Raw genomic sequence first — 21,252 nt, 5'->3', positions numbered from 1 at the left:
ACATTATATAATGGCAGAAATACAAATTACGACTACCCAGAATGTCACCATAAACTTCAAAGCTGCTGAAGCTGGAGAACGTATTCTGGCCTATTTAATCGACTTTGCCATAAAAATGACCTATTTGTTCTTTATTTCATTCCTGTTTGGGATTTTTTCTGAACCCCTAATCGATTATGTCGACGAAAACGTGAATGTGGACCCATGGAGTGTTATGGCCATAATTATTATTATAGGAGCTCCTATCTTTTTCTACACCATTGTTTCTGAAACTTTATTAATGGGTCAGACCCTCGGAAAAAAAGTAATGAAAATAAGGGTGGTCAAAATTGATGGTTACCGTGCTTCCTTTTTGGATTATTTTATTCGATGGGTCATGCGCTTTGTTGATATTAACATTTTTTCCGGCGTTGTTGCCCTCATTGCCATAGGAAGTTCCAAAAAACATCAGCGCTTGGGTGGAATGGCCTCCGGAACGGCGGTAATTACTTTAAAGAGTAAGATTGGCATCAACCACACCATTTTGCAAGAAGTATCCGACGACTATCAACCTACTTATTTCTCGGCAATCAAATTATCGGACAATGATGTTCGTATCATCAAAGAAAATTTCATCCGTGCAAAACGCCACAATGATCATCAAACACTATTGATATTGCGTCAAAAAATAATCGGAGTAATTGGCGAAGAGCCTCTTCCTGATGTAACCACCGAGAATTTCATTTCCTGCATCATAAAAGATTACAATCATTTCACAAAAAACATGTGAACAAAAAAAAGGGTACAATTTTAATTATACCCTTTTTCAATTTATCTTCTTGTTATTGATCAAGCCTCAGCAACTCCAATATCATCCAATTCTGTATCTGGATTTTTAGGGTCCGGACCCCATTTGTTTGGTCCTTTTTCACCATTGGTGCACGCCAAAATCAAACTATATATCGGAATTATCAAGTACCAACCACTTTTGCCAACATCATGCATTCTTCTAACACCAACAGCAATACTTGGAATAAGAACTCCAAAAGAATAAATAGTTGATACGATCAAAATTTCAGGCAATTCCAAACCTATAGCGATAAACTGAATTCCATAGGTAATTATAAGGTTGAACAAGAAAAACATCCAATATTCCTTTCTTCTGGCCCTGCCATTAAAATCAGCATACTGCTTCAATACTTTAAAATACCAATTCATAATTATAATTTTTTTGGTTGGTTGATTAATATTTTTATTAACGAAGAAAAAAATAAATAAGTATCCAACCGGTAAATTATCGCGGACGTTCACTAAATCATTGGGAGGTTATAAGCAAAACTCGACTCTCTATCAAGGTTAAAACCTTCCAAAGGAAAGCAATGGAAGGTTTGACTAACTCAAAATAACCTAAAAAAACTTTAGACTATACTTTGCACCACTTCTTTTTTGGCCTCTTTTTTGGAACCGTCGAATCCTTCGACCCCACCGACCGTGGTATATTTCATAACATATCGTTTGTTTGGATTGATGATCTGGTAGGCGAACTGGCACATGACCGCAGCCTCATGAAATCCGGAAAGGATCAATTTTAGCTTGCCGGGATAGGTGTTCACATCGCCAATGGCAAAAACCCCTGGTATGTTGGTCTGATAATCTTTTGCATTGTTCACTTTGATGGCGTTCTTCTCAATCTCCAATCCCCAGTTGCCAATGGGCCCCAATTTGGGAGAAAGTCCAAAAAGTGGAATAAAATAGTCGGTTTCCAAATAGGTCTGCTCCTTGGTTTCGTCATTGTACTTAATGACCACCGCCTGAAGTCCTCCATTACCATGGACTTCTTCCACCTCCGCTTCGGTATACAATTGAATCTTGCCCAGTCTGGACAGTTCCCTTGCTTTTTCAACGGAATCCAAGGCCCCCCTGAATTCGTTTCTTCGGTGCACCAAGGAAACTTCAGAAGCGACATCGGTTAAAAATATGGCCCAATCCAAAGCGGAATCACCTCCACCGGCAATGACCACTTTCTTGTTTCGGAACACTTCAGGGTCCTTTATCATATAGGAAACCCCCTTGTCCTCGAACTTGGCAATATTGGCAATCAAAGGTTTTCTGGGTTCAAAAGAGCCCAATCCCCCTGCAATGACCACCACCGGGGCATGGTGTTGGGTCCCCTTGTTCGTGGTGACGATAAAGGAACCGTCTTCCTGTTTCTCCAAAGTCTCTGCCCGCTCTCCCAAAGTAAAACCAGGTTCAAAAGGCTTGATTTGCTCCATCAATCTATCCACAAGTTCCCCCGCCAAAATTTCGGGATAGGCAGGGATATCGTAAATGGGTTTTTTGGGATAGATTTCCGAACATTGGCCGCCAGGTTGTGGCAATGCATCTATTAAATGTGTCTTCAACTTCAGAAGACCCGCTTCAAAAACGGTGAACAATCCTGTAGGTCCGGCTCCAATTATTAGTATATCTGTTTTAATCATAATTATTCTTTTAAAACACCCCTAAAGTCCCCTCACGGAGACAATCGGGGTTTTAAACTTTTTCAAGCAATTCTTTTCCCTTTTTTTGATACTCTTTCTGTAAATCCATCAAGCGTTGACGATGATTTACAACCTCACCTATGATGATGATCGCAGGATTGGCCAACTGCTGCTCCCTTGCCTTGTCCTCAATGGAAGCAACAGTACCAATTCCCACTTTTTCGTTTTCTGTGGTACCATTTTGAATGATGGCCACAGACGTGTTTTCTTTTCCTTCCTTTTTGAAGAGCTCCATGATCTCCCCTAATTTTGACATCCCCATAAGGATAATCACGGTAGCACTCGACTTGGCGGCCAAGGCCACATCTTTGGACAGTTTATGCTCCTTTGTGGTGCCGGTAATCACCCAAAAACTTTCGGCCGCACCCCTTTTGGTCACCGGTATATGTTGCAGCGCGGGAACCGAGACAGATGATGATATCCCTGGCACAACGGCAACTTCCACCCCATATTGGACAGCATACTCCATTTCTTCGGCTCCCCTCCCAAAAACAAATGGGTCACCTCCCTTAAGCCTCACCACGTGCAATCCTAAGGAGGCTCTTTGCACAATCAACTCATTGATCTGTTCTTGTTGATAGGTATAGCATCCTTTGCGTTTGCCCACAAAAATCTTTTCCGCGTTGGGAGCATATTCCAATAGCTCTGTGGATACCAATGCATCGTACAATACCACATCGGCTCCTTGCAATGCCTTGATTCCTTTCAGGGTAATCAAATCCACATCCCCGGGACCTGCCCCAACCACTGTCAATTTTCCGCTATGCATGTTCCAATTCCAATTTTCTGTAAGCTTCCAATCTTTCCAAAACCATTTTGGCATCTTCCAAATAGTTTTTGGCAAATGCTTCTGAAGGCTCATTCTTGTTCAACTGAAGGGCCAAATCTTCAAACCCTCCGTCGATTGCTATCTTTCCCGATGCGACATACAGTTCATCAAAATCCTTAACGATGCTGGCATGCGTATTAGTCTTTACTTTTTCCGCTGTCAATAACGCTTTGGCGGAATTGACGATGGATTGGTAGGCGTAGTAAATACTCGCCGCCCATTTTTCTTCAGCTATGGCCTCTTGGGCATTTTCAATCCTTTCTTGGCTTTCAAGGAAAAGGGTAGCCACCAAATCCACGATAACACCCGCACATTCACCTATACCAATCTCCTGTTTGTATTTTTCATCATTGCCCCAATCGATAAAATCGTCCTGGGTAAGATTATCCACTTCAGTGAGTGGTTTAAGAAAGTCATAGAAATAATGTTCTCCCTTTTCAACATAGTAATCGGTGAAGGAAGCTCCATTGCCATGGGCCTCAAAATCGTCCAAGATCAATCGAAGGGCCTGTGGTCCTCTTTTACTTGGAATTTTGGCCACTTTATCGGCAAATCTTCCATGGCCGTTTCCAAAATTACCGCCTCCCAAAAGGACCTGTAGGGCAGGGGCCACCAATTTGTCCTTGGTCCTGATGGACATTCCCTGAAAACCAATATGGGCCATGGTGTGCTGTCCACAGGCATTCATACAGCCGCTTATCTTGATGACCACATCGGGATTATTGATGTACTGGGGATATTCCGACTTAATCACCCGTTCCAATTCGTCAGCAATTCCAGTGCTACTGGCTATGCCCAAGTTGCAGGTGTCCGTCCCCGGACAGGCCGTAATGTCCAAAGCTTTGTTGTAGCCCGCTTCGGCAAAGCCCATTTTTTTCAATTCTTGATAGAAGAAAGGCAATAATTCTTCCTTGACATAAGGAATCAATATGTTTTGACGTAGTGATAATCGGATTTCTCCAGCGGCATACTCTTGGACCAATTTGGCCAATTCCCTGGCCTTATCCGTATAAAAGTCCCCCAAAAGCACTTTGATTCCGATAGCCACATAGCCTTCTTGCTTTTGGGGCACAAGGTTGGTGGACTTCCATTGTTCAAATGCTTCCTTATCTTCAATGTTGACTTCAGGTGTTTCCACTTCGACCGCTATACTCTTTGGATAGTTTTCAAAATTGATGGGATAGGACTGGTGGGGAATGGCCTTTTGCTCTGCTTCCAGCAAAGTTTTGAACCCATCCAGGCCAATATCCTTCAAAAGAAATTTCATGCGCGCCTTGGCACGGCTTTTTCGTTCCCCATATCTATCGAACACACGGATTACCCCTTCCATTATTGGGATGATCTTATCGGTGGTCAAAAAATCGTAAAGTTCGTCGGCATGTCGAGGCTGGGAGCCCAAACCACCACCAATCATTACCTTAAAGCCTCTTTTTCCACCCTGGATCTTGGCGATGAAGCCGAGATCGTGCATATAGGACAATCCAGTGTCCTCATCACTTGAAGAAAAGGAAACCTTGAATTTTCTTCCCATTTCCTGGCCGATGGGGTTTCTGAGGAAATATTCAAAAACGCCTTGGGCATAAGGGGAAACATCGAAAGGTTCGTTCACATCGATGCCGGCCGTTTCACTGGCGGTTACATTCCTAACCGTATTGCCACAAGCTTCACGAAGGGTCACTTCGTCTTTTTCCAACTGTGCCCAAAGTTCGGGAGTGCGTTCCAGGTCCACGTAGTGGATTTGGATGTCCTGACGGGTAGTGATGTGCAGTCGGCCTCGGGAATATTCATCTGAAACATCCGCGATACGCAGCAACTGATTGGAGGTCACCTTTCCGTAGGGCAATTTAATACGGATCATCTGAACACCGGCTTGGCGCTGTCCATAAACACCCCGGGCCAATCGAAGGCTTCGGAATTTTTCCTCATCGATATTGCCCTCCTTGAACTGGCGAATCTTTTTCTCCAATTCAACGATGTCCTTTTCAACAATCGGATTTTCTATTTCTGTTCTAAAACTTTTCATTTATATATTTATCCTATATATATAATAGGTTATTTTTAAATATTTGTCTCTTCCAATATGGATAACCTACGCTAGATTAAATAATCACTCACTTTGTATTATTGAAGATGGATGCCGCACTCCCTGGTTTCCAGTGCTTTGACTGGATCAAAATAGGTGCTGTTCTTGGGCAGGTCATGCGCTTCTAGATAATCGTCCAAATCCTCATCGGACCAATAATAAAAAGGACTTACCTTAAGAATGCCATCTTTACTGAAACTTAAAATGTCTTTGGAACTTCTTAATTCCGTTTGCCGTATGCGAATATTGGTAAACCATACATCAGGCTGGTGTTCTTCCAATGCCCGTCTAAAGGGTTCCAATTTTATAATTTCTGAGAATTCTTGGTGTTCGGGTTGGTCGGCTGTAGGGAAGCCTAGTCTGTGCTCCGTGAACGCTTTGGTTTCCTTGGGAACATAGGTATTTAAGTTAAGATTAAGATTGTTAGTCAAATATGAGGCATGCTCATATGTTTCTGGCAAATTATAACCGGTGTCGCACCAGATTACATCAATATTCGGTTCTATATTATGAAATGTATTGAGCAATACCGCCGAATACTTTCCAAAGCTAGTAGTAACTATTCTCTTATTTGACAATTGTAGTGCCCAACTTATAATCTCTTCCGGTGGTATGCCACGAAATTGTCTATTGTAATAATCCAAATCAATTTCAACTTTCATAATACAAAGTCTATGGTTTTAATAGGATAAAGATAAAACTATCCGTTAAGTAAATCGTTAAAACCGTGATAAAATTACTTTTATCCTATGGTTTTAGTAGATTACTATAAAATAGGTTCGGATTTTGGCTATTTTTCACCAAGTTTTTGAAAAAAATAAAGAATCGACACTTAAGAAATGAGATCGGCCAGGGTATTGTTCCGATAGACCTCCAGGGCGCTGTCCCTTACCTGAAGCATCAATTTATGCACCGAACACTTGTTCTCATCCGGGCAATCGTCGCACTTTTCATAGAAATTGAGACTGACGCATGGCACCATGGCAATGGGACCTTCCAATACCCGCATCACTGAGGTCATTTGGATGTCCTCGGGCTGTTTTATAAGGTAATATCCACCACCCTTTCCCTTTTTGGAACCCAAAAAACCGTTTCTCCGTAAAGTGAGCAGTATACTTTCCAAGAATTTTTGCGAAATGTTCTCGTGCTTGGCGATCTCGGCGATCTGGACAGGTTCCTTGGTGCCTACCGAAGCTAGATAGGTAAGTGCTTTCAGGCCATATTTTGTCTTCTTGGAGAGCATCCCACGAATATAGCGAAAATTAGCACTCTTTGGAGGGCTTGGTTTATTTTACAAACTCTAGCCCAAAGCCTGTTCAATATCGGCAATGATATCGTCGATATGCTCCAGCCCAACCGATATCCTGACCATACCATCGGAAATGCCCACGGCTTCCCGTTCCTCTTTGGTCAATTTGCTATGGGTGGTGGACGTCGGATGCGTTACAATGCTCCTGGAATCTCCCAGATTGGCTGAAAGGGAAAGGAGTTCAATGTTGTCAAAGAATTTTCGGCCCGCTTCAAGCCCACCTTTAACCCCAAAGGCCACCACACAGCCTCCTGCTTTCATTTGCTTTTTGGCTATTTCATGTTGGGGATGGGATTTCAAAAAGGGATATTTTACCCATTCAATCTTATTGTGATTTTCAAGATAGGTTGCAAGCACCAATGCATTGGCACAATGCTTGTCCACCCTAACGGCCAATGTCTCCAAACTTTTGGACAGCAGCCAAGCATTAAAGGGAGAAAGTGTTGGCCCGGTAATGCGGGCAAAGCGATAGATTTTGTCAACAAGCTCATGATTTCCCACCGTAATTCCAGCCAATACACGTCCCTGGCCATCCATCAATTTGGTGCCTGAGTGAATGACCAAATCGGCCCCAAACTTGATTGGTTGCTGTAAATAGGGGGAGGCAAAACAATTATCGATGATAAAAATGAGGCCATGCTTTTTGGCAATCTTGCCCAATACCTCTAAATCCAAAATATCCACACCCGGATTGGTGGGTGATTCCGCATACAGGATTTTTGTCTTGGGTGTAATCAATCCCTCCACCGTGTCCAAATTATGGGCATCAAAATAGCTGGTGTGGATGTTCCACTTTGGAAAAAACTGGGTAAAAAGGGTATGGGTGGAACCGAATATGCTCTTGGACGAAACAATATGGTCGCCACTCTCCAACAAGGTCGCAAAGGTGGAGAACACGGCCGCCATGCCCGAAGCAAAGGCAAAACCATCCTCCGCGCCTTCCATTTTGCAGACCTTTTCAATAAATTCCGAGGAATTTGGATTGGAATAGCGCGAATAGATATTTCGCTCCTTTTCTTCTGCAAAGGAGGCCCGCATATCCTCCGCATCCTCAAACACAAAGCTGGAGGTCAAGTACATGGGGCTGGAATGTTCCAAAAACTGGGTGCGCTCCATTTGGGTCCGTATTGCCTCTGTCTCAAATTGTTTACCTTGCTTTCTCATATCTTTTCCGCTATTCTTAAAATATCACCGAATACCCCTCTTGCGGTCACTGCAGCACCTGCACCTGCACCTTGGATAACCAATGGGTTAGCACCATAAGACTCGGTATAAATCTCAATAATGGAATCCGAACCTTTCACCTGCCCCAATGCACTCTGTTTGGGTACAGACACCAGTTTCACGTCCAAAACACCCTTGTCCTGTTGTAAATCACCGTGAAGATCTCCCACATACCGCAGCACATGACCTTCTTTTTGTTTCTTTTTGATGGTATCGAATATGGGATCCAAGGTCTCCATGTTTGAAATAAAATCTTCAAGACCAACGGATTGCAACTCCTTGGGAATCAAATTTTCTATGGAAATGTCCGAAAACTCATTCTGTAGATCGAGTTCCCTGGCCAAGATCAACAGTTTTCTGCCTACATCATTTCCTGATAGATCTTCACGTGGGTCGGGTTCGGTATAACCATTTTTCATGGCTTCCTTCACGATAGTGGAGAATTTGGCTTCTCCTTCGGAAAAAGTGTTGAAAATGTAACTCAACGAACCAGAAAACACGCCTTTGATCCTTGTGATGTTCTCTCCGGAAAGATGCAGGAGCTTTATCGTATCTATCAATGGGAGACCGGCCCCCACATTGGTTTCGTACAGGTACTGTTTTTGATTCTTGTTCAAAAGCTTCCGGATGGATCTATAACTTTCAAAATCCAACGTATTGGCAATTTTGTTGGAAGAGACCAAATCAAATCCATTCTGGATAAGGGATTCGTAGTTTTTCACAAAAACACTGCTCGCGGTATTGTCCACGGCAATCAAGTTTTCCAGATGGTATTTTTGGGCGAATGCGATGATATCATCAATCTGATATTCCCTTCCCTCCGTGTCCAATCTTTTTTTCCAATCGGAACTTATCCCTCCGGAATGAAGCAATGCTTTTTTGGAATTGGCCACCGCAAAAATGCGAATATCCATCCCCTTACGGTGAATGATATTTTTTTGGGAATCCAAGATTTGGTCAATCATTGTACCGCCTACGTTTCCATGCCCGAAAATGGCAAGATTTACTTTCTTGGCTATTCCGAAGATTTGTCCGTGCACCACGTTGACCGCCTTGTGCAAATCCTTTTTCCTTATTACCAAGCTCACGTTCTTCCCGGTGACCGTATTGTTGAAAAGCAAGGGGACAACCTGATTTTTAACCAACGCATTGAAGGGTTTGTGGAAGCTGCTGAGATCCATACCAACTATGGAAATGACCGAAACATCGCTTTCCACAGTGATTTGGGTGATGTCATGCGAGGAGTAATCGGTTTCAAACTCCAGATCCAATACCTTTTTGGCTTTTTGTGCCTTTGAAGAATCCACCACCAAACCTATCCCCCGCTCGGAGGAGCCTTGGGAAATTATACCCACACTGATGCCATTTTGACCCAAGGTTCTAAAAATACGGGCATCAACACCTACTTTGCCCAAAAGCCCCCTGCCTTCCAAATTGATCAAGGCCATATTTTCCAAAACCGACAGTGACTTGATGCCCCCATTGTCCGTTTTGGGCCCGATCAAGGTGCCTTTATTGGTATCGTTGAAGGTATTGCATATGCGCAAGGGAATATTTTTTTCTATGAGGGGGATTATGGTCTTTGCGTGCAAAATGTTAGCTCCAAAATTCGCCAGTTCGTTGGCCTCATCATACGAAATCACATCAATGAGCTTGGCTTCGGGCACCAAATCGGGGTTGGCAGTAAAAATACCATCTACGTGGGTGTAATTGACGAGTTCCGAAGCATCCAAAAAGTTGGCCAGCAAAGCTGCAGAATAATTGGTGCCGTTGCGGCCCAAGGTAGTCGTGGCGCCTTCATGGTTGGAGGCAATGAATCCCGTTACCACAGGAACAACACCATATTCCAATTCGTGGAAACGACGGATCACATTTTCCTTGGAAATCCGTTCGTCCACTTCGGCGTTGTTGTAATTGTCGTCCGTTTTGATCAAGGTTCTGGAATCCAACAATTGTGCTTTTACTCCCAATGAGTTGAGCATTGCGGTGACATACTTCCCAGAAATCAGCTCCCCATACGACAACAATTCATCCTTGGTCTTTAAACTGTAATCCCCTGACAATGAAACCCCTTGAAGTATCCTTTGGATGGCCTGGAGTTCCGGTTCAATATTTGCGTCATTCAAACCTTCTTTTTGATAGTTGGAAAACAGTTCCAATTCCTTATCAAAATCCTGTCCCTTGGAAGCTTGGACCAACATGGCCTCCAATGCATCCGTTGCCCTGCCCCTTGCCGAGACCACAACGGCAAAATGCTCTTTTGCCTCTGCTTTTTCCGAAATAATACTCAATACCCTTTGGATGCCCTCGCCATTGGACAAGGATTTACCTCCAAATTTTAAAATCTTGATGCGTTCCAGCTTTCTGTCTTTCTGAAAAACCGGTTCCAACAACTTTTCCAACTGTTCAAACTCCATCAAAAAGGCGTCGTGGCCGTGCAATGATTGCACCTCACCGTAGGTGACATTGGCATTGGCCTGGGCCAATCTCCTAAAAGTCTCTTTATTCTCTTCAGCGCTAAAGAAAAGATCGGAATTGACCCCAATGATATGGATTTGGGTATCGCTTTCTTGAAGTGCTTTGAAGGCAGCCTCACCATTTCTGGTAATATCAATGGTCTTCAACAATTGGTTCATCAATTTGTAGGCGGACAATTGAAAGCGCTCCTGCAATTTCTTTCCATGGTGCATCAACCAACTTTCCACATTGAACACCTGCAGCTCCTCATTGGTGCTTCGCTTGAATCTTTCCTTAAAGGATTCGGGGGTGCGGTAGCAGAGCATGGCGTGCATGCGGGCATCATGGACCGGCTGTTTGGAATTGACCAAAAACTGTTCTTGGATTTGACAATTCGCAATCAACCAATCGGTGGATTTCCAGTCTGAGGCCACGGGGATCAAATGCTGCGTAATGTTTGGACATTTCGCAGCCATTTCCCATGCGATTCCTCCTCCCAACGAACCTCCAATGATGGCGAACAATCGGTCTATTTTCAATTGTTCCAGTCCCAAAAGAAAGATACGGGCCACATCACCGGCAACAAAATCCTTGTAATTTTCAACTACAAAACTATCATAGCCATTCCCCGGAATATTGAAGGCCAAAATCGAATACACTTCTGTATCGATGCACTTGCCCTCCCCGATCAAATCGGACCACCAACCCTGATCACCGGTGACATTGGAGTTGCCAGTAAGAGCATGATTGACCAAAACTATGGGTGCCGAATGCAGAGGTTGACCAAACAGCTGATAGGACAGCCTTAAATCTTGGACAACCCCGCTTTCGGCTTTAAAATGGTCTATTTTTAGGTGTTGTAGCATATGATTAAGATGTACTTTGATTTTCTATGATCCCAACAACACTTTTTTGTCAATAGTGGCAAAAGCTTGTTCCAGATCTGCTTGAAGGTCTGAAAGGGCTTCCAACCCAACGGAAAGTCGTATCAAGTCTTTGGTCACTCCAGTGGACTGTTGGTCGGCATCACTTAGTTGTTGATGTGTTGTACTTGCCGGATGGATGATCAATGATTTGGTATCCCCAATATTGGCCAACAGTGAGAAAATTTTCGTTTCATCCGCAATTTTTTTGGCTGACTCAAAACCTCCTTTTACACCAAAAGTGACAATACTGCTCTGGCCATTGGGCAAATAGGCATCTGATAGCGCTTTATACGCACTGGACTGCAATCCTGGATAATTTACCCATGAAACCTCATCGCGTTGCTCCAGCCATTGGGCCAAGGCCAAGGCATTCTCGCTGTGCTTTTTCATACGGATCTCCAATGTTTCAAGACCTTGTATTATCTGGAAGGCGTTAAAAGGACTCAAACAGGCACCGTGGTCACGTAATCCCTCTATTCGGACCTTGGCAATAAATGCCGCCGGACCCAACGCATCGTGATATACAAGACCGTGGTACCCTGGGGATGGTTCCGTAAATTCCGGGAATTTTCCGTTGGCCCAGTCAAAGGTTCCCGCATCAATTATGGCTCCACCAAGAGCAGTACCGTTTCCGTTGATGTATTTGGTCAATGAGTGTATTACGATATTGGCACCATGCTCAATCGGATTCAAAAGTGCTGGCGACGCCACGGTATTGTCCACGATAAAAGGAACTTTAGCCGCCTTGGCTTCGCTGGAAATAGCCTTTAGATCTAAAACGTCCAACTTTGGGTTTCCTAGGGACTCCACAAAAAATGCCCTAGTGTTTTCTTGAACCGCTTTACCAAAGTTGGCAGGGTCCGATGGATCCACAAATGTGGTGGTGATGCCCAAACGGGGCAACGTGACACTAAACAGATTGTAGGTACCCCCATAGAGGCTGTTGGATGCCACAATATGGTCACCCGCTTTCAAAAGCACCAGCAAAGCCGTATTGATGGCTCCCGTTCCGGAGGATGTGACCACGGAGGCAATTCCACCTTCCAGGGCCGCCAAGCGCTGTTCGAGAATATCGTTGGTCGGATTGTTGATCCGGGTATAAATATTGCCAAACTCCGCCAAGGAAAAAAGATTGGCTGCATGGTCCGAATCGTTGAATACATAAGCTGTGCTTTGGTAAATGGGAACTGCACGTGTTCCCCCGTTTGCTTTTACATCGTGTCCTGCGTGCAGGGCGTTGGTAGAAAATTTTTGATCACTCATGATTTTTGTCTTTTTAAATTATTAAATCGATAAAATAAAAAGTCAAACCCTGTGGACCTTGCAGCCCATAGGAAATCAAAAAGTTATAAGAAAGTGAAATCGAAATATGTCGATTGTCGTTATCTATTCCCTCTTTTTGGGATAGAATTTAGCACCTTCTTGGTTCCGATGGCCATCGGAAGGGCCCAAGGGTTGCTAAGGCTTCATAGGGTCTATTCCCTCCACCTTTCTTGATAACTAATCAATACGTGTTTGAACTTTGAGCTGCAAATATAGGGACGGAAAATTCTAAATTCCTAATATTTGGCAATCTTTTATAGCTGAAACGCTTTCTTTACCTCATCTACCATGTCCAATTTCTCCCATGTGAAGAGTTCCACTTCCTTTTCAATGCGTCCGTTGTAGGGTGATTCAAAAACCTTCGTCAAGGTCCTCGGTTGCTTGCCCATATGACCGTAAGCGGCAGTTTCCAGATAAATTGGATTGCGCAGCTTCAATCGTTCTTCAATGGCAAAGGGACGCATATCGAACAGGTCAGAAGCTATCTTGGCAATGTCACCATCGTTCATATCCACATTGGCAGTGCCATGCGTATCCACAAAGATGGAAGTTGGCTCCACTACGCCAATGGCATAGCTCACTTGTACCAATATTTCATCAGCGACACCTGCGGCCACCAAATTTTTGGCAATGTGTCGGGCTGCATATGCTGCACTCCGGTCCACCTTGCTGGGATCTTTTCCGCTAAAGGCACCACCCCCGTGAGCCCCTTTTCCGCCATAGGTGTCCACAATGATCTTACGTCCGGTAAGGCCTGTGTCGCCATGGGGTCCTCCAATCACAAACTTGCCGGTTGGATTAATATGGTACTTGATCTTGTCGTTAAAAAGTTTTTGGATATTCTCAGGCAGCAATTTTTTTACCTCAGGAATAAGAATATTGGTTATATCGTTTTTGATCTTGTCCAACATTTCCGAATCGGAGGCAAACTCATCATGTTGGGTGGAAATAACAATGGTATCAATGCGTTGCGGAACGTTGTCATCTGAATATTCAATGGTCACCTGCGCCTTGGCATCGGGACGCAAATACGGGATCCGCTTGCCTTCCCTGCGCAGGTCCGCCAAAGTCTGCAACATTTTGTGCGAAATGTCCAGGGCCAAGGGCATATAGTTCTCGGTTTCCTTGGTGGCATACCCGAACATCATCCCTTGGTCGCCTGCCCCCTGCTCCTCCTTGCTACCACGATCCACACCTTGATTTATGTCCTGGGATTGCTCATGGATCAAAGAGATTACCCCGCAGGAATCCCCACTAAACTGATATTCCCCTTTGGTGTAGCCAATTTTGTTGATCACCTCCCGTGCTATGTTCTGCACATCCAAATAGGTATCGCTCTTCACTTCACCCGCCAAAACCACCTGTCCGGTGGTCACCAAGGTTTCGCAGGCCACTTTGCTCTCTGGGTCAAAAGCCAAGAAATGGTCCAGTAGGGCATCGCTTATCTGGTCCGCCACTTTATCAGGGTGTCCTTCACTTACAGATTCTGAGGTAAATAAATATGCCATTCTTTAATGTTATGGACAGTATTTGACGGAATGGCCCAAAGGAGTTTACAAATCTCGGCGGAGAAACCCAAATTGCATTTGGGATAAACTGCTTTAGCATTTTTAGAGGTTGCAATCAGTCAAATCTCTCCTCATTTTGATGGCAAAAGTACGTATTTGAATGAAATTTCAAAACTTTGTTTTTAGTCGACCAGACCCACTTCATTTTACCTAGTTTTTTTTCCCTGTCTGGATATACTTTGTATATTGCGGGTCACGTTTTCCTAATCAAAAACACTAACACTTTATGCATATTGCGGTAGCGGGCAACATTGGAGCCGGAAAGACCACACTCACCAATTTGTTGGCAAAACACTACAAGTGGGACGCGCATTTTGAGGATGTGGTGGACAACCCATACCTGGATGATTTTTACACCCAGATGGAACGCTGGAGCTTCAATTTGCAGATTTACTTTTTGAACAGTCGCTACCGACAGATTCTAAGGATTAGGGAAAGTGGGAAAAATGTGATCCAGGACCGAACCATATATGAGGATGCCCACATATTTGCTCCCAACCTCCACGCCATGGGCCTGATGACCAACAGGGACTTTGAAAATTACAAGAGCCTTTTTGAGCTAATGGAAAGTTTGGTGCAACCCCCTGACCTGTTGATCTATTTACGGAGTTCCATTCCCAATTTAGTAAACCAGATACACAAAAGGGGTCGTGAATATGAAAACTCAATCTCCATTGACTACCTAAGCAGGTTGAACGAACGCTACGAGGCCTGGGTGAACACGTATGAAAAGGGCAAATTGCTCATTTTTGATGTGGACAAACTCAACTTTGTCGATGAGCCGGAGGACCTTGGGGAAGTGATCAGCCGTATTGATGGCGAGATACATGGTTTGTTTTAGTCCTCGTCCAAATCCCTAAAAACACCTCAGCACACCCAATTTGATTACTTTTATTGGAAAATGGCCCTTTTTATAGAGCAACTTTAAATCAGTTTTCCATGAAAAAATATGTGATCACCTTCAGTGTACTGCTTTTTGCAGTGGCCGTGCCTTTTTTGGAAATCAACAGCACCCACGTTTTTAATCCCGATTGGACCCCGCATGTGCGCATCCACGAAGTTTGGCAACTCCTCACGAATTCCGGCATCGGGGTATTGTGCCTTTGGCTGGTTTGGGTCAAGAAAGAAACCAAAATAAGTTTGATTCTCAGCTTGCTCGTTACCGGTGGGTTCTTGTTGGCCTTCTTGCTTAAAGAACTCTATGGAGGCTCCATGAAGTATTTGGACGGAAGCGAAAAGACCCTGCTAGGTGTCAATATTGGCGTTTTGGGGTTTGGGGTGGCTTTTGTATTGCTCATATCGAGTATTTTTATTGATAGAAATAAATCGAGCCAGCCATGAAAAAAGCATTCAACCATGGACATATCATACTTTTTCTCACATTCCTGTTCCATATTGCATTAATTGGCCAAGATTTGGCAAAAGTATCTGCCGAACAAGTGGGGATATCCCCAGAACGCCTTGAGTTTTTGACCAAGACCCTTCAGGATTATGCGAATAAGGGTGAACTCTCAGGTGGAGTGGCGCTTGTAGCACGAAAAGGTAAGTTGGTCTATTTGGAATCCTTCGGGAAGAACGATTTGGAAAACAATGTTCCCATGACCGAGAATTCCATTTTTCGAATCGCCTCACAGACCAAGGCCATAGTAAGTGTCGGTGTTATGATACTCCAAGAAGAGGGCAAACTGCTTATCACCGATCCTGTGGGCAAATATCTGTCAGCCTTTATGGAAACAAAGGTTGCAGTTAAAGAAGAAGGGGATTCTTATACAATTGTAAAAGCCGAAAGGCCCATAACCATCCGTGACCTGCTTACACATACCTCAGGGGTTTCCTATGGTTCTGGAATTGCACAAGATCTTTGGAAGGAAGCAAAAATACAAGGCTGGTATTTTGCAGATCGGGACGAACCAATTCAGGCCACTGTAAACCGAATGGCTGGACTACCCTTCGATGCACAACCTGGAGAACAATTTGTTTATGGCTATAGTACAGATATTCTTGGCGCTCTGATAGAGGTGGTATCAGGAGAACCCCTCGATGTTTTCCTTGAAAAGAACGTCCTGGGCCCCTTGGGCATGTCCGACACCCACTTTTACCTTCCCGTGGAAAAAAAGGACCGCTTGGCCGTCGTCTATTCTGCAACCGAAAACGGATTGGAAAGGGCATCCAATCCCGGTGGCATGGTGGGCCAAGGAGCTTATGTGGACGGCCCAAAAAAGAGCTTTTCGGGCGGGGCAGGGCTATTGAGCACTGCCATGGACTATGCTAAATTTCTACAAATGATGCTCAACAAGGGGACTTTCAATGGGAAACGCATTATTTCACCCAAAACCGTGGAACTTATGACAGTGAACCACTTAAGGGATATCAAGTATCCCTGGGGAGAGGGTACCGGATTCGGATTGGGCTTTGCCACCACAGAGAATTTGGGCTCACGTGGCGTATTGGGTTCCGAAGGGGAGTATGGTTGGGGCGGTGCCTATCACTCCACCTACTGGGTAGATCCCATCGAAGAGCTAATAGTGGCCTATTTTACCCAATTGATTCCGGCTGTCAATATTGATGATCATGGCAAACTACGAGCTTTGGTCTATCAGGCACTGATGGATTGAGCATCCCAAACGGATAAAACTTGAAAAGGGTTCATATATATGAGAGCACTGGTTTATGAAAGCTTTCAGGGCAAATTAATCATTCAACAGGTTCCCGATCCTGTGCCTAATAAACATGGTGTGGTGATCAAAGTGGAGGCCACAGGCCTATGTCTTAGTGACTGGCATGGATGGATGGGGCACGACGCAGACATAAAATTACCACATGTTCCGGGGCATGAATTTTCCGGAACCATAGCGACTTTGGGCAAGGATGTAAAACAGTTCAAAATTGGTGACCGTGTAACAGTACCTTTTGTGTGTGGTTGTGGTACGTGCAGGGAATGCAAATCTGGCAACCATCAAGTATGTGACCATCAATCCCAACCAGGGTTTACACATTGGGGTTCTTTTGCCGAATATGTTGTAGTGGAATTTGCAGATACTAACTTGGTTAAGCTGCCCGAGGAAATCTCCAATGAGACTGCGGCACTTTTGGGGTGTCGTTTCATAACGGCGTACAGAGCCATTGTTGACCAGGGAGGAGTCAGAGGGGGCCAATTTGTTGTCGTACACGGTTGTGGTGGTGTTGGACTATCCGCCATTATGATTGCCAATACTCTGGGGGCTCAAACTATTGCCATTGACATCAATGATGAAACTTTGGCCCTTGCCAAAGAATTGGGTGCCGTTGAAACCATCAATGCCCAAAGAACCACAGATGTGATCTCCCAGGTGAAATCACTGACCAATGGTGGGGCACATGTCTCCATCGACGCCCTAGGAAATCCCGCTACTTGTTTCAACTCTGTCGCCAACTTGCGAAAAAGGGGCAAACACATCCAGGTCGGCCTGATGACCGGAGAGCACAAACATCCCAAAATACCCATGGACATGGTTGTTGCTAACGAACTGGAGATTGTTGGCAGCCACGGGATGCAGGCATTCAAGTATCCTGAAATGTTGGAGATGATAAAAAATGGAAAATTGAGCCCCGAAAAGCTTATTGAAAAAACCATTTCCTTGGAAGATGCCGTTACTGCCTTGCCCAACATGGACAAATTTGGAAACAAGGGGGTTTTGGTCATCAATTCATTCTAAAAAAAGGGGCAATTCTGCCGGTGCCTCACCCAAACTACCCGTTCCCTCATTCCTGCTTTTTTCCATATGGTTTTCAGAATAGTTTAGATGCTGAACTAATACATTAAAATCATGGAAACAAAAAAGCATCCACATCTAGATTTAAAAAGAAACAGCACCATCTATTTTTTGATGGGGCTTACTCTTATACTCCTATTGGCTTACTTGGCCCTGGAATGGAAAACGTATTACAAAGCCACTGATTGGGACCATGCACGTTTGGCCATACAGGATGAATTGATTGAAGAGGTGCCCATTACCAAGATTGAACTGCCGAAACCAAAACCCATAATCCAGGCCCCTCCAGTGATTGAAATTGTGGAAGATGATGACGATAAAGTGGAGACTTTTATTGCGCCATCAGAATCGAATGAGGACACACAAGTTGTTTCTGTCAACAATATTGAAGTGGCGGAAACCGATGAAACAGAAACAATTCCCTGGATATTGATAGAAGATGCCCCAGTCTTTCCAGGTTGCGAAAACGAAAATGACAAAAAGGCCTGTTTTCAGGAAATGATGCAAAAACACATCAGGAAGCACTTCCGATATCCTGAAATTGCGCAAGAAATGGGGCTTCAAGGCCGTGTAAACATCATGTTCACGATTCAAAAAGACGGCACCATCTCGGAAGTGAGGATGCGCGGTCCGCACGAAACATTGGAACAAGAGGCCGTGAGAATCATCTCAAAACTTCCTGTCATGACTCCTGGGAAGCAACGGGGAAATCCGGTTAAGGTTCCCTTTTCCATACCCATTACTTTCAAATTACAATAGTATTGAGAAGAAAAAAACCACGCCAATGGCGTGGTTTTCCTTTACTTTATATGAATCAAGGTTATTCCTTGGTCTTTGATTTTTTATAGGTTTCCACCAGTTTTTCCACTTCCTCCTTGGTAGTGGCAGTGAATTCCTTTACTTCTTCAACAATTTCACCTTCAACTTCGGCGGTGGAAGTCACTATGGCCTTGTAGGTGCCTTCGGCAGTGTTGCTCAATTCAACCTTGATTTGTTCAACTACAGCTTTGGTTTCCTTCATACCTTCTGTGGTAATGGAGATTTTTGTGCCGTCTTCCTTGAGCAAACTTACCTCATCTGCAGGGGATAGGCTCACCAAACTTGGTGCAATTACCAAGGCAACAACGGACATCAACTTCAACAAAATGTTCAATGAAGGACCTGAGGTATCTTTAAATGGGTCACCAACGGTATCACCAACAACGGCAGCCTTGTGTGCATCAGAACCTTTTCTACCATCACCTTCAATAGTTTTCTTGGCATTATCCCAAGCACCACCTGCATTTGATTGGAAAATAGCCATCAAAACACCACAAGTGGTAACCCCTGCAAGAAGACCGCCCAACATTTCAGCTCCACCAATAAATCCTACCGCTACGGGAACAGCGATTGCCAAAAGACCTGGTAATACCATCTCTTTAATGGAAGCCTGTGTTGAAATAGCGACACATTTATCATATTCTGCTACACCATCTGCGGCATCGAAGGTAGCTCTTTGCGCATCTGTAGCTTTCGACATATCTGAATCAACAGCTCTCATCACTTCCAAAGCAGCTTTAAGCTGAGGAATATCCCTAAACTGCCGGCGAACTTCTTCAATCATTGCCATTGCGGCACGCCCTACTGCGTTCATGGACAGTGCGGAGAATACAAATGGAAGCATTCCCCCAATCAATAAACCGGCCATAATATCTGGTTGCGAAACGTCAATAGAGGTTACGTTAGCCGTTTTCATAAAGGCTGCGAATAAGGCCAAAGCTGTTAAGGCTGCAGAAGCAATCGCAAAACCTTTTCCAATGGCCGCGGTGGTGTTCCCAACGGCATCCAACTTATCGGTACGTTCACGAACTTCTGGATCTAGTTCAGCCATCTCGGCAATACCACCAGCGTTATCAGAAATTGGTCCATAAGCATCAACGGCCAACTGGATTCCTGTATTAGCCAACATTCCCACTGCAGCAATTGCAATTCCGTAAAGACCAGCAAAGTGATGCGAAACCAAAATTGCGGTAGCAATCAAAAGAATAGGAATCATTGTGGACATCATACCTACTCCAAGACCGGCAATAATATTTGTAGCCGCACCTGTTTCAGACTGGCGTACAATGGAGTTAACAGGTTTAGTTCCTGTTCCTGTATAATATTCTGTAACCTTACCAACTGCAAGACCCGCAACAAGACCGGCGATGGTGGCCCAAAAAACACCCATGGCTGAAAATTCCTTGCCGCCTTCAATCCAAGATTCAGGCAACATGGCGTTTATAATGAAATAAGAGGCTATCAGCATTAAGGCTGCTGAACCAAACTCTCCAATATTAAGGGCAGTCTGTGGATTCCCACCATCTTTCACCTTTACAAAGAAAGTCCCAATGATGGACATTACGATTCCGATTGCAGCAAGCGCCAAGGGCAAATAAACAGCTCCCAATCCATCATAAGCCCCTGCAAATTCCGGAAGGGTTGTAAATACAGCTCCCAATACCATGGTACCGATAATGGAACCAACATAAGATTCAAAAAGGTCGGCACCCATTCCTGCAACATCACCCACATTATCACCAACATTATCCGCAATTGTTGCAGGGTTCAACGGATGGTCTTCAGGAATACCAGCTTCAACCTTTCCTACCAAGTCCGCACCAACATCCGCAGCTTTGGTATAGATACCTCCACCTACACGGGCAAAAAGCGCAATGGAAGAAGCCCCTAGAGAGAAACCGGAAAGTACGTTCAACACTTCACCAATTTCCCATCCTTGTCCGCTATATAGCATGAAAAGACCGCTCAATCCAAGAACCCCAAGTCCCACAACTCCAAGACCCATTACAGCTCCACCTGCGAAGGCTACTTCAAGTGCTTTGCCTAAAGAAGTCCTAGCAGCGTTGGTCGTCCTAACGTTAGCTTTGGTGGCGACTTTCATCCCGATGAAACCAGCTAAAGCTGAACAGATGGCCCCTACTATAAAGGAAACAGCCACCATACCATTGGAACCTGCTTCATTGCTTCCTTTGAAATAGAGCAAAATGGCAACGGCTATCACGAAGATGCTCAATATTTTATACTCTGCCTTTAGGAAGGACATTGCGCCATCGGCAATGTTTTTGGCAATTCTTGCCATTTTTTCGTCCCCGACTTCTTGTTTTGAGATCCATACGTTCTTAATGAACACATACAACAAGCCCAGGATACCAAATGCGGGCAAAAACTTTACGATCAAATCCATAGTTAGTAGTTATTTAAGAATTTTTCAATGCGTGCAAAA

At 44.3% G+C, this 21,252-nt stretch carries 17 protein-coding genes and 1 riboswitch; of the genes, 6 read left to right on the top strand and 11 right to left on the bottom strand.

Going from position 1 to position 21,252, the window contains the following annotated elements; genetic code table 11:
- Window positions 1-10 precede the first annotated feature (10 nt).
- Window positions 11-769, top strand: a complete 759-nt coding sequence (locus K7G75_RS06015; RefSeq protein ID WP_222983310.1) for an RDD family protein — start codon at window positions 11-13, stop codon at window positions 767-769.
- Between the two features lie 59 nt (window positions 770-828).
- Here K7G75_RS06015 and K7G75_RS06010 read toward each other — a convergent pair whose 3' ends face one another.
- From K7G75_RS06010 to metK, 10 genes are all read right to left on the bottom strand, one after another.
- Window positions 829-1,290 (bottom strand): DUF805 domain-containing protein, encoded by a 462-nt coding sequence (locus tag K7G75_RS06010; RefSeq protein WP_313777818.1) that lies wholly within the window; start codon window positions 1,288-1,290, stop codon window positions 829-831.
- Window positions 1,291-1,397: 107 nt separating this feature from the next.
- Window positions 1,398-2,459 carry an NAD(P)/FAD-dependent oxidoreductase gene (locus K7G75_RS06005; RefSeq protein ID WP_222983309.1) on the bottom strand — a complete coding sequence of 354 codons (1,062 nt, stop codon included), beginning with the start codon at window positions 2,457-2,459 and terminating at the stop codon, window positions 1,398-1,400.
- 52 nt (window positions 2,460-2,511) lie between these two features.
- On the bottom strand, window positions 2,512-3,288 hold the full coding sequence (gene cobA / locus K7G75_RS06000) for a uroporphyrinogen-III C-methyltransferase (RefSeq protein ID WP_222983308.1): 777 nt from the start codon (window positions 3,286-3,288) through the stop codon (window positions 2,512-2,514).
- The gene (locus K7G75_RS05995) at window positions 3,281-5,371 is read right to left on the bottom strand and encodes a nitrite reductase (protein WP_222983307.1); all 2,091 of its coding nucleotides are present in this window, start codon (window positions 5,369-5,371) and stop codon (window positions 3,281-3,283) included. Before K7G75_RS05995 ends, cobA begins: the two co-directional genes overlap by 8 nt.
- 98 nt (window positions 5,372-5,469) lie before the next feature.
- A complete protein-coding gene (locus K7G75_RS05990; protein ID WP_222983306.1) occupies window positions 5,470-6,093 on the bottom strand; it encodes a phosphoadenosine phosphosulfate reductase domain-containing protein in 624 nt (207 codons plus the stop codon).
- Between the two features lie 170 nt (window positions 6,094-6,263).
- Window positions 6,264-6,674, bottom strand: a complete 411-nt coding sequence (locus tag K7G75_RS05985; RefSeq protein WP_222983305.1) for an RrF2 family transcriptional regulator — start codon at window positions 6,672-6,674, stop codon at window positions 6,264-6,266.
- A gap of 57 nt (window positions 6,675-6,731) precedes the next feature.
- Entirely contained in the window at window positions 6,732-7,904 is a 1,173-nt protein-coding gene (locus tag K7G75_RS05980) for a trans-sulfuration enzyme family protein (RefSeq protein ID WP_222983304.1), read from the bottom strand.
- A complete protein-coding gene (gene thrA / locus K7G75_RS05975) occupies window positions 7,901-11,287 on the bottom strand; it encodes a bifunctional aspartate kinase/homoserine dehydrogenase I (RefSeq protein ID WP_222983303.1) in 3,387 nt (1,128 codons plus the stop codon). Before thrA ends, K7G75_RS05980 begins: the two co-directional genes overlap by 4 nt.
- Before the next feature lie 24 nt (window positions 11,288-11,311).
- Entirely contained in the window at window positions 11,312-12,610 is a 1,299-nt protein-coding gene (locus K7G75_RS05970; protein WP_222983302.1) for an O-acetylhomoserine aminocarboxypropyltransferase/cysteine synthase family protein, read from the bottom strand.
- 116 nt (window positions 12,611-12,726) lie between these two features.
- Window positions 12,727-12,850, bottom strand: a riboswitch (SAM riboswitch).
- A 74-nt stretch (window positions 12,851-12,924) separates the two neighbouring features.
- Window positions 12,925-14,178, bottom strand: a complete 1,254-nt coding sequence (gene metK / locus K7G75_RS05965; protein ID WP_222983301.1) for a methionine adenosyltransferase — start codon at window positions 14,176-14,178, stop codon at window positions 12,925-12,927.
- A gap of 286 nt (window positions 14,179-14,464) precedes the next feature.
- On the opposite strand from metK, the gene K7G75_RS05960 reads away from it, so the two are divergent.
- From K7G75_RS05960 to K7G75_RS05940, 5 genes are all read left to right on the top strand, one after another.
- Window positions 14,465-15,079 carry a deoxynucleoside kinase gene (locus K7G75_RS05960; protein ID WP_222983300.1) on the top strand — a complete coding sequence of 205 codons (615 nt, stop codon included), beginning with the start codon at window positions 14,465-14,467 and terminating at the stop codon, window positions 15,077-15,079.
- 98 nt (window positions 15,080-15,177) lie between these two features.
- Window positions 15,178-15,579: a hypothetical protein gene (locus tag K7G75_RS05955; protein ID WP_222983299.1), complete on the top strand. Its 402-nt coding sequence runs from the start codon at window positions 15,178-15,180 to the stop codon at window positions 15,577-15,579.
- Entirely contained in the window at window positions 15,576-16,853 is a 1,278-nt protein-coding gene (locus K7G75_RS05950) for a serine hydrolase domain-containing protein (RefSeq protein WP_222983298.1), read from the top strand. The genes K7G75_RS05955 and K7G75_RS05950 overlap by 4 nt, the downstream gene beginning before the upstream one ends.
- 39 nt (window positions 16,854-16,892) lie before the next feature.
- Window positions 16,893-17,933 carry a zinc-dependent alcohol dehydrogenase family protein gene (locus tag K7G75_RS05945; RefSeq protein ID WP_222983297.1) on the top strand — a complete coding sequence of 347 codons (1,041 nt, stop codon included), beginning with the start codon at window positions 16,893-16,895 and terminating at the stop codon, window positions 17,931-17,933.
- Between the two features lie 111 nt (window positions 17,934-18,044).
- The gene (locus tag K7G75_RS05940) at window positions 18,045-18,749 is read left to right on the top strand and encodes an energy transducer TonB (protein ID WP_222983296.1); all 705 of its coding nucleotides are present in this window, start codon (window positions 18,045-18,047) and stop codon (window positions 18,747-18,749) included.
- A 61-nt stretch (window positions 18,750-18,810) separates the two neighbouring features.
- Here K7G75_RS05940 and K7G75_RS05935 read toward each other — a convergent pair whose 3' ends face one another.
- Window positions 18,811-21,213: a sodium-translocating pyrophosphatase gene (locus K7G75_RS05935; RefSeq protein WP_222983295.1), complete on the bottom strand. Its 2,403-nt coding sequence runs from the start codon at window positions 21,211-21,213 to the stop codon at window positions 18,811-18,813.
- Window positions 21,214-21,252: the final 39 nt, after the last annotated feature.

This window comes from Flagellimonas meishanensis, from assembly GCF_019880545.1.
Classification (GTDB): Bacteria; Bacteroidota; Bacteroidia; order Flavobacteriales; family Flavobacteriaceae; genus Flagellimonas; species Flagellimonas meishanensis.
The sequence above is the reverse complement of the archived record's forward strand: the minus strand, read 5'-3'. Positions and strand labels throughout refer to the sequence as shown.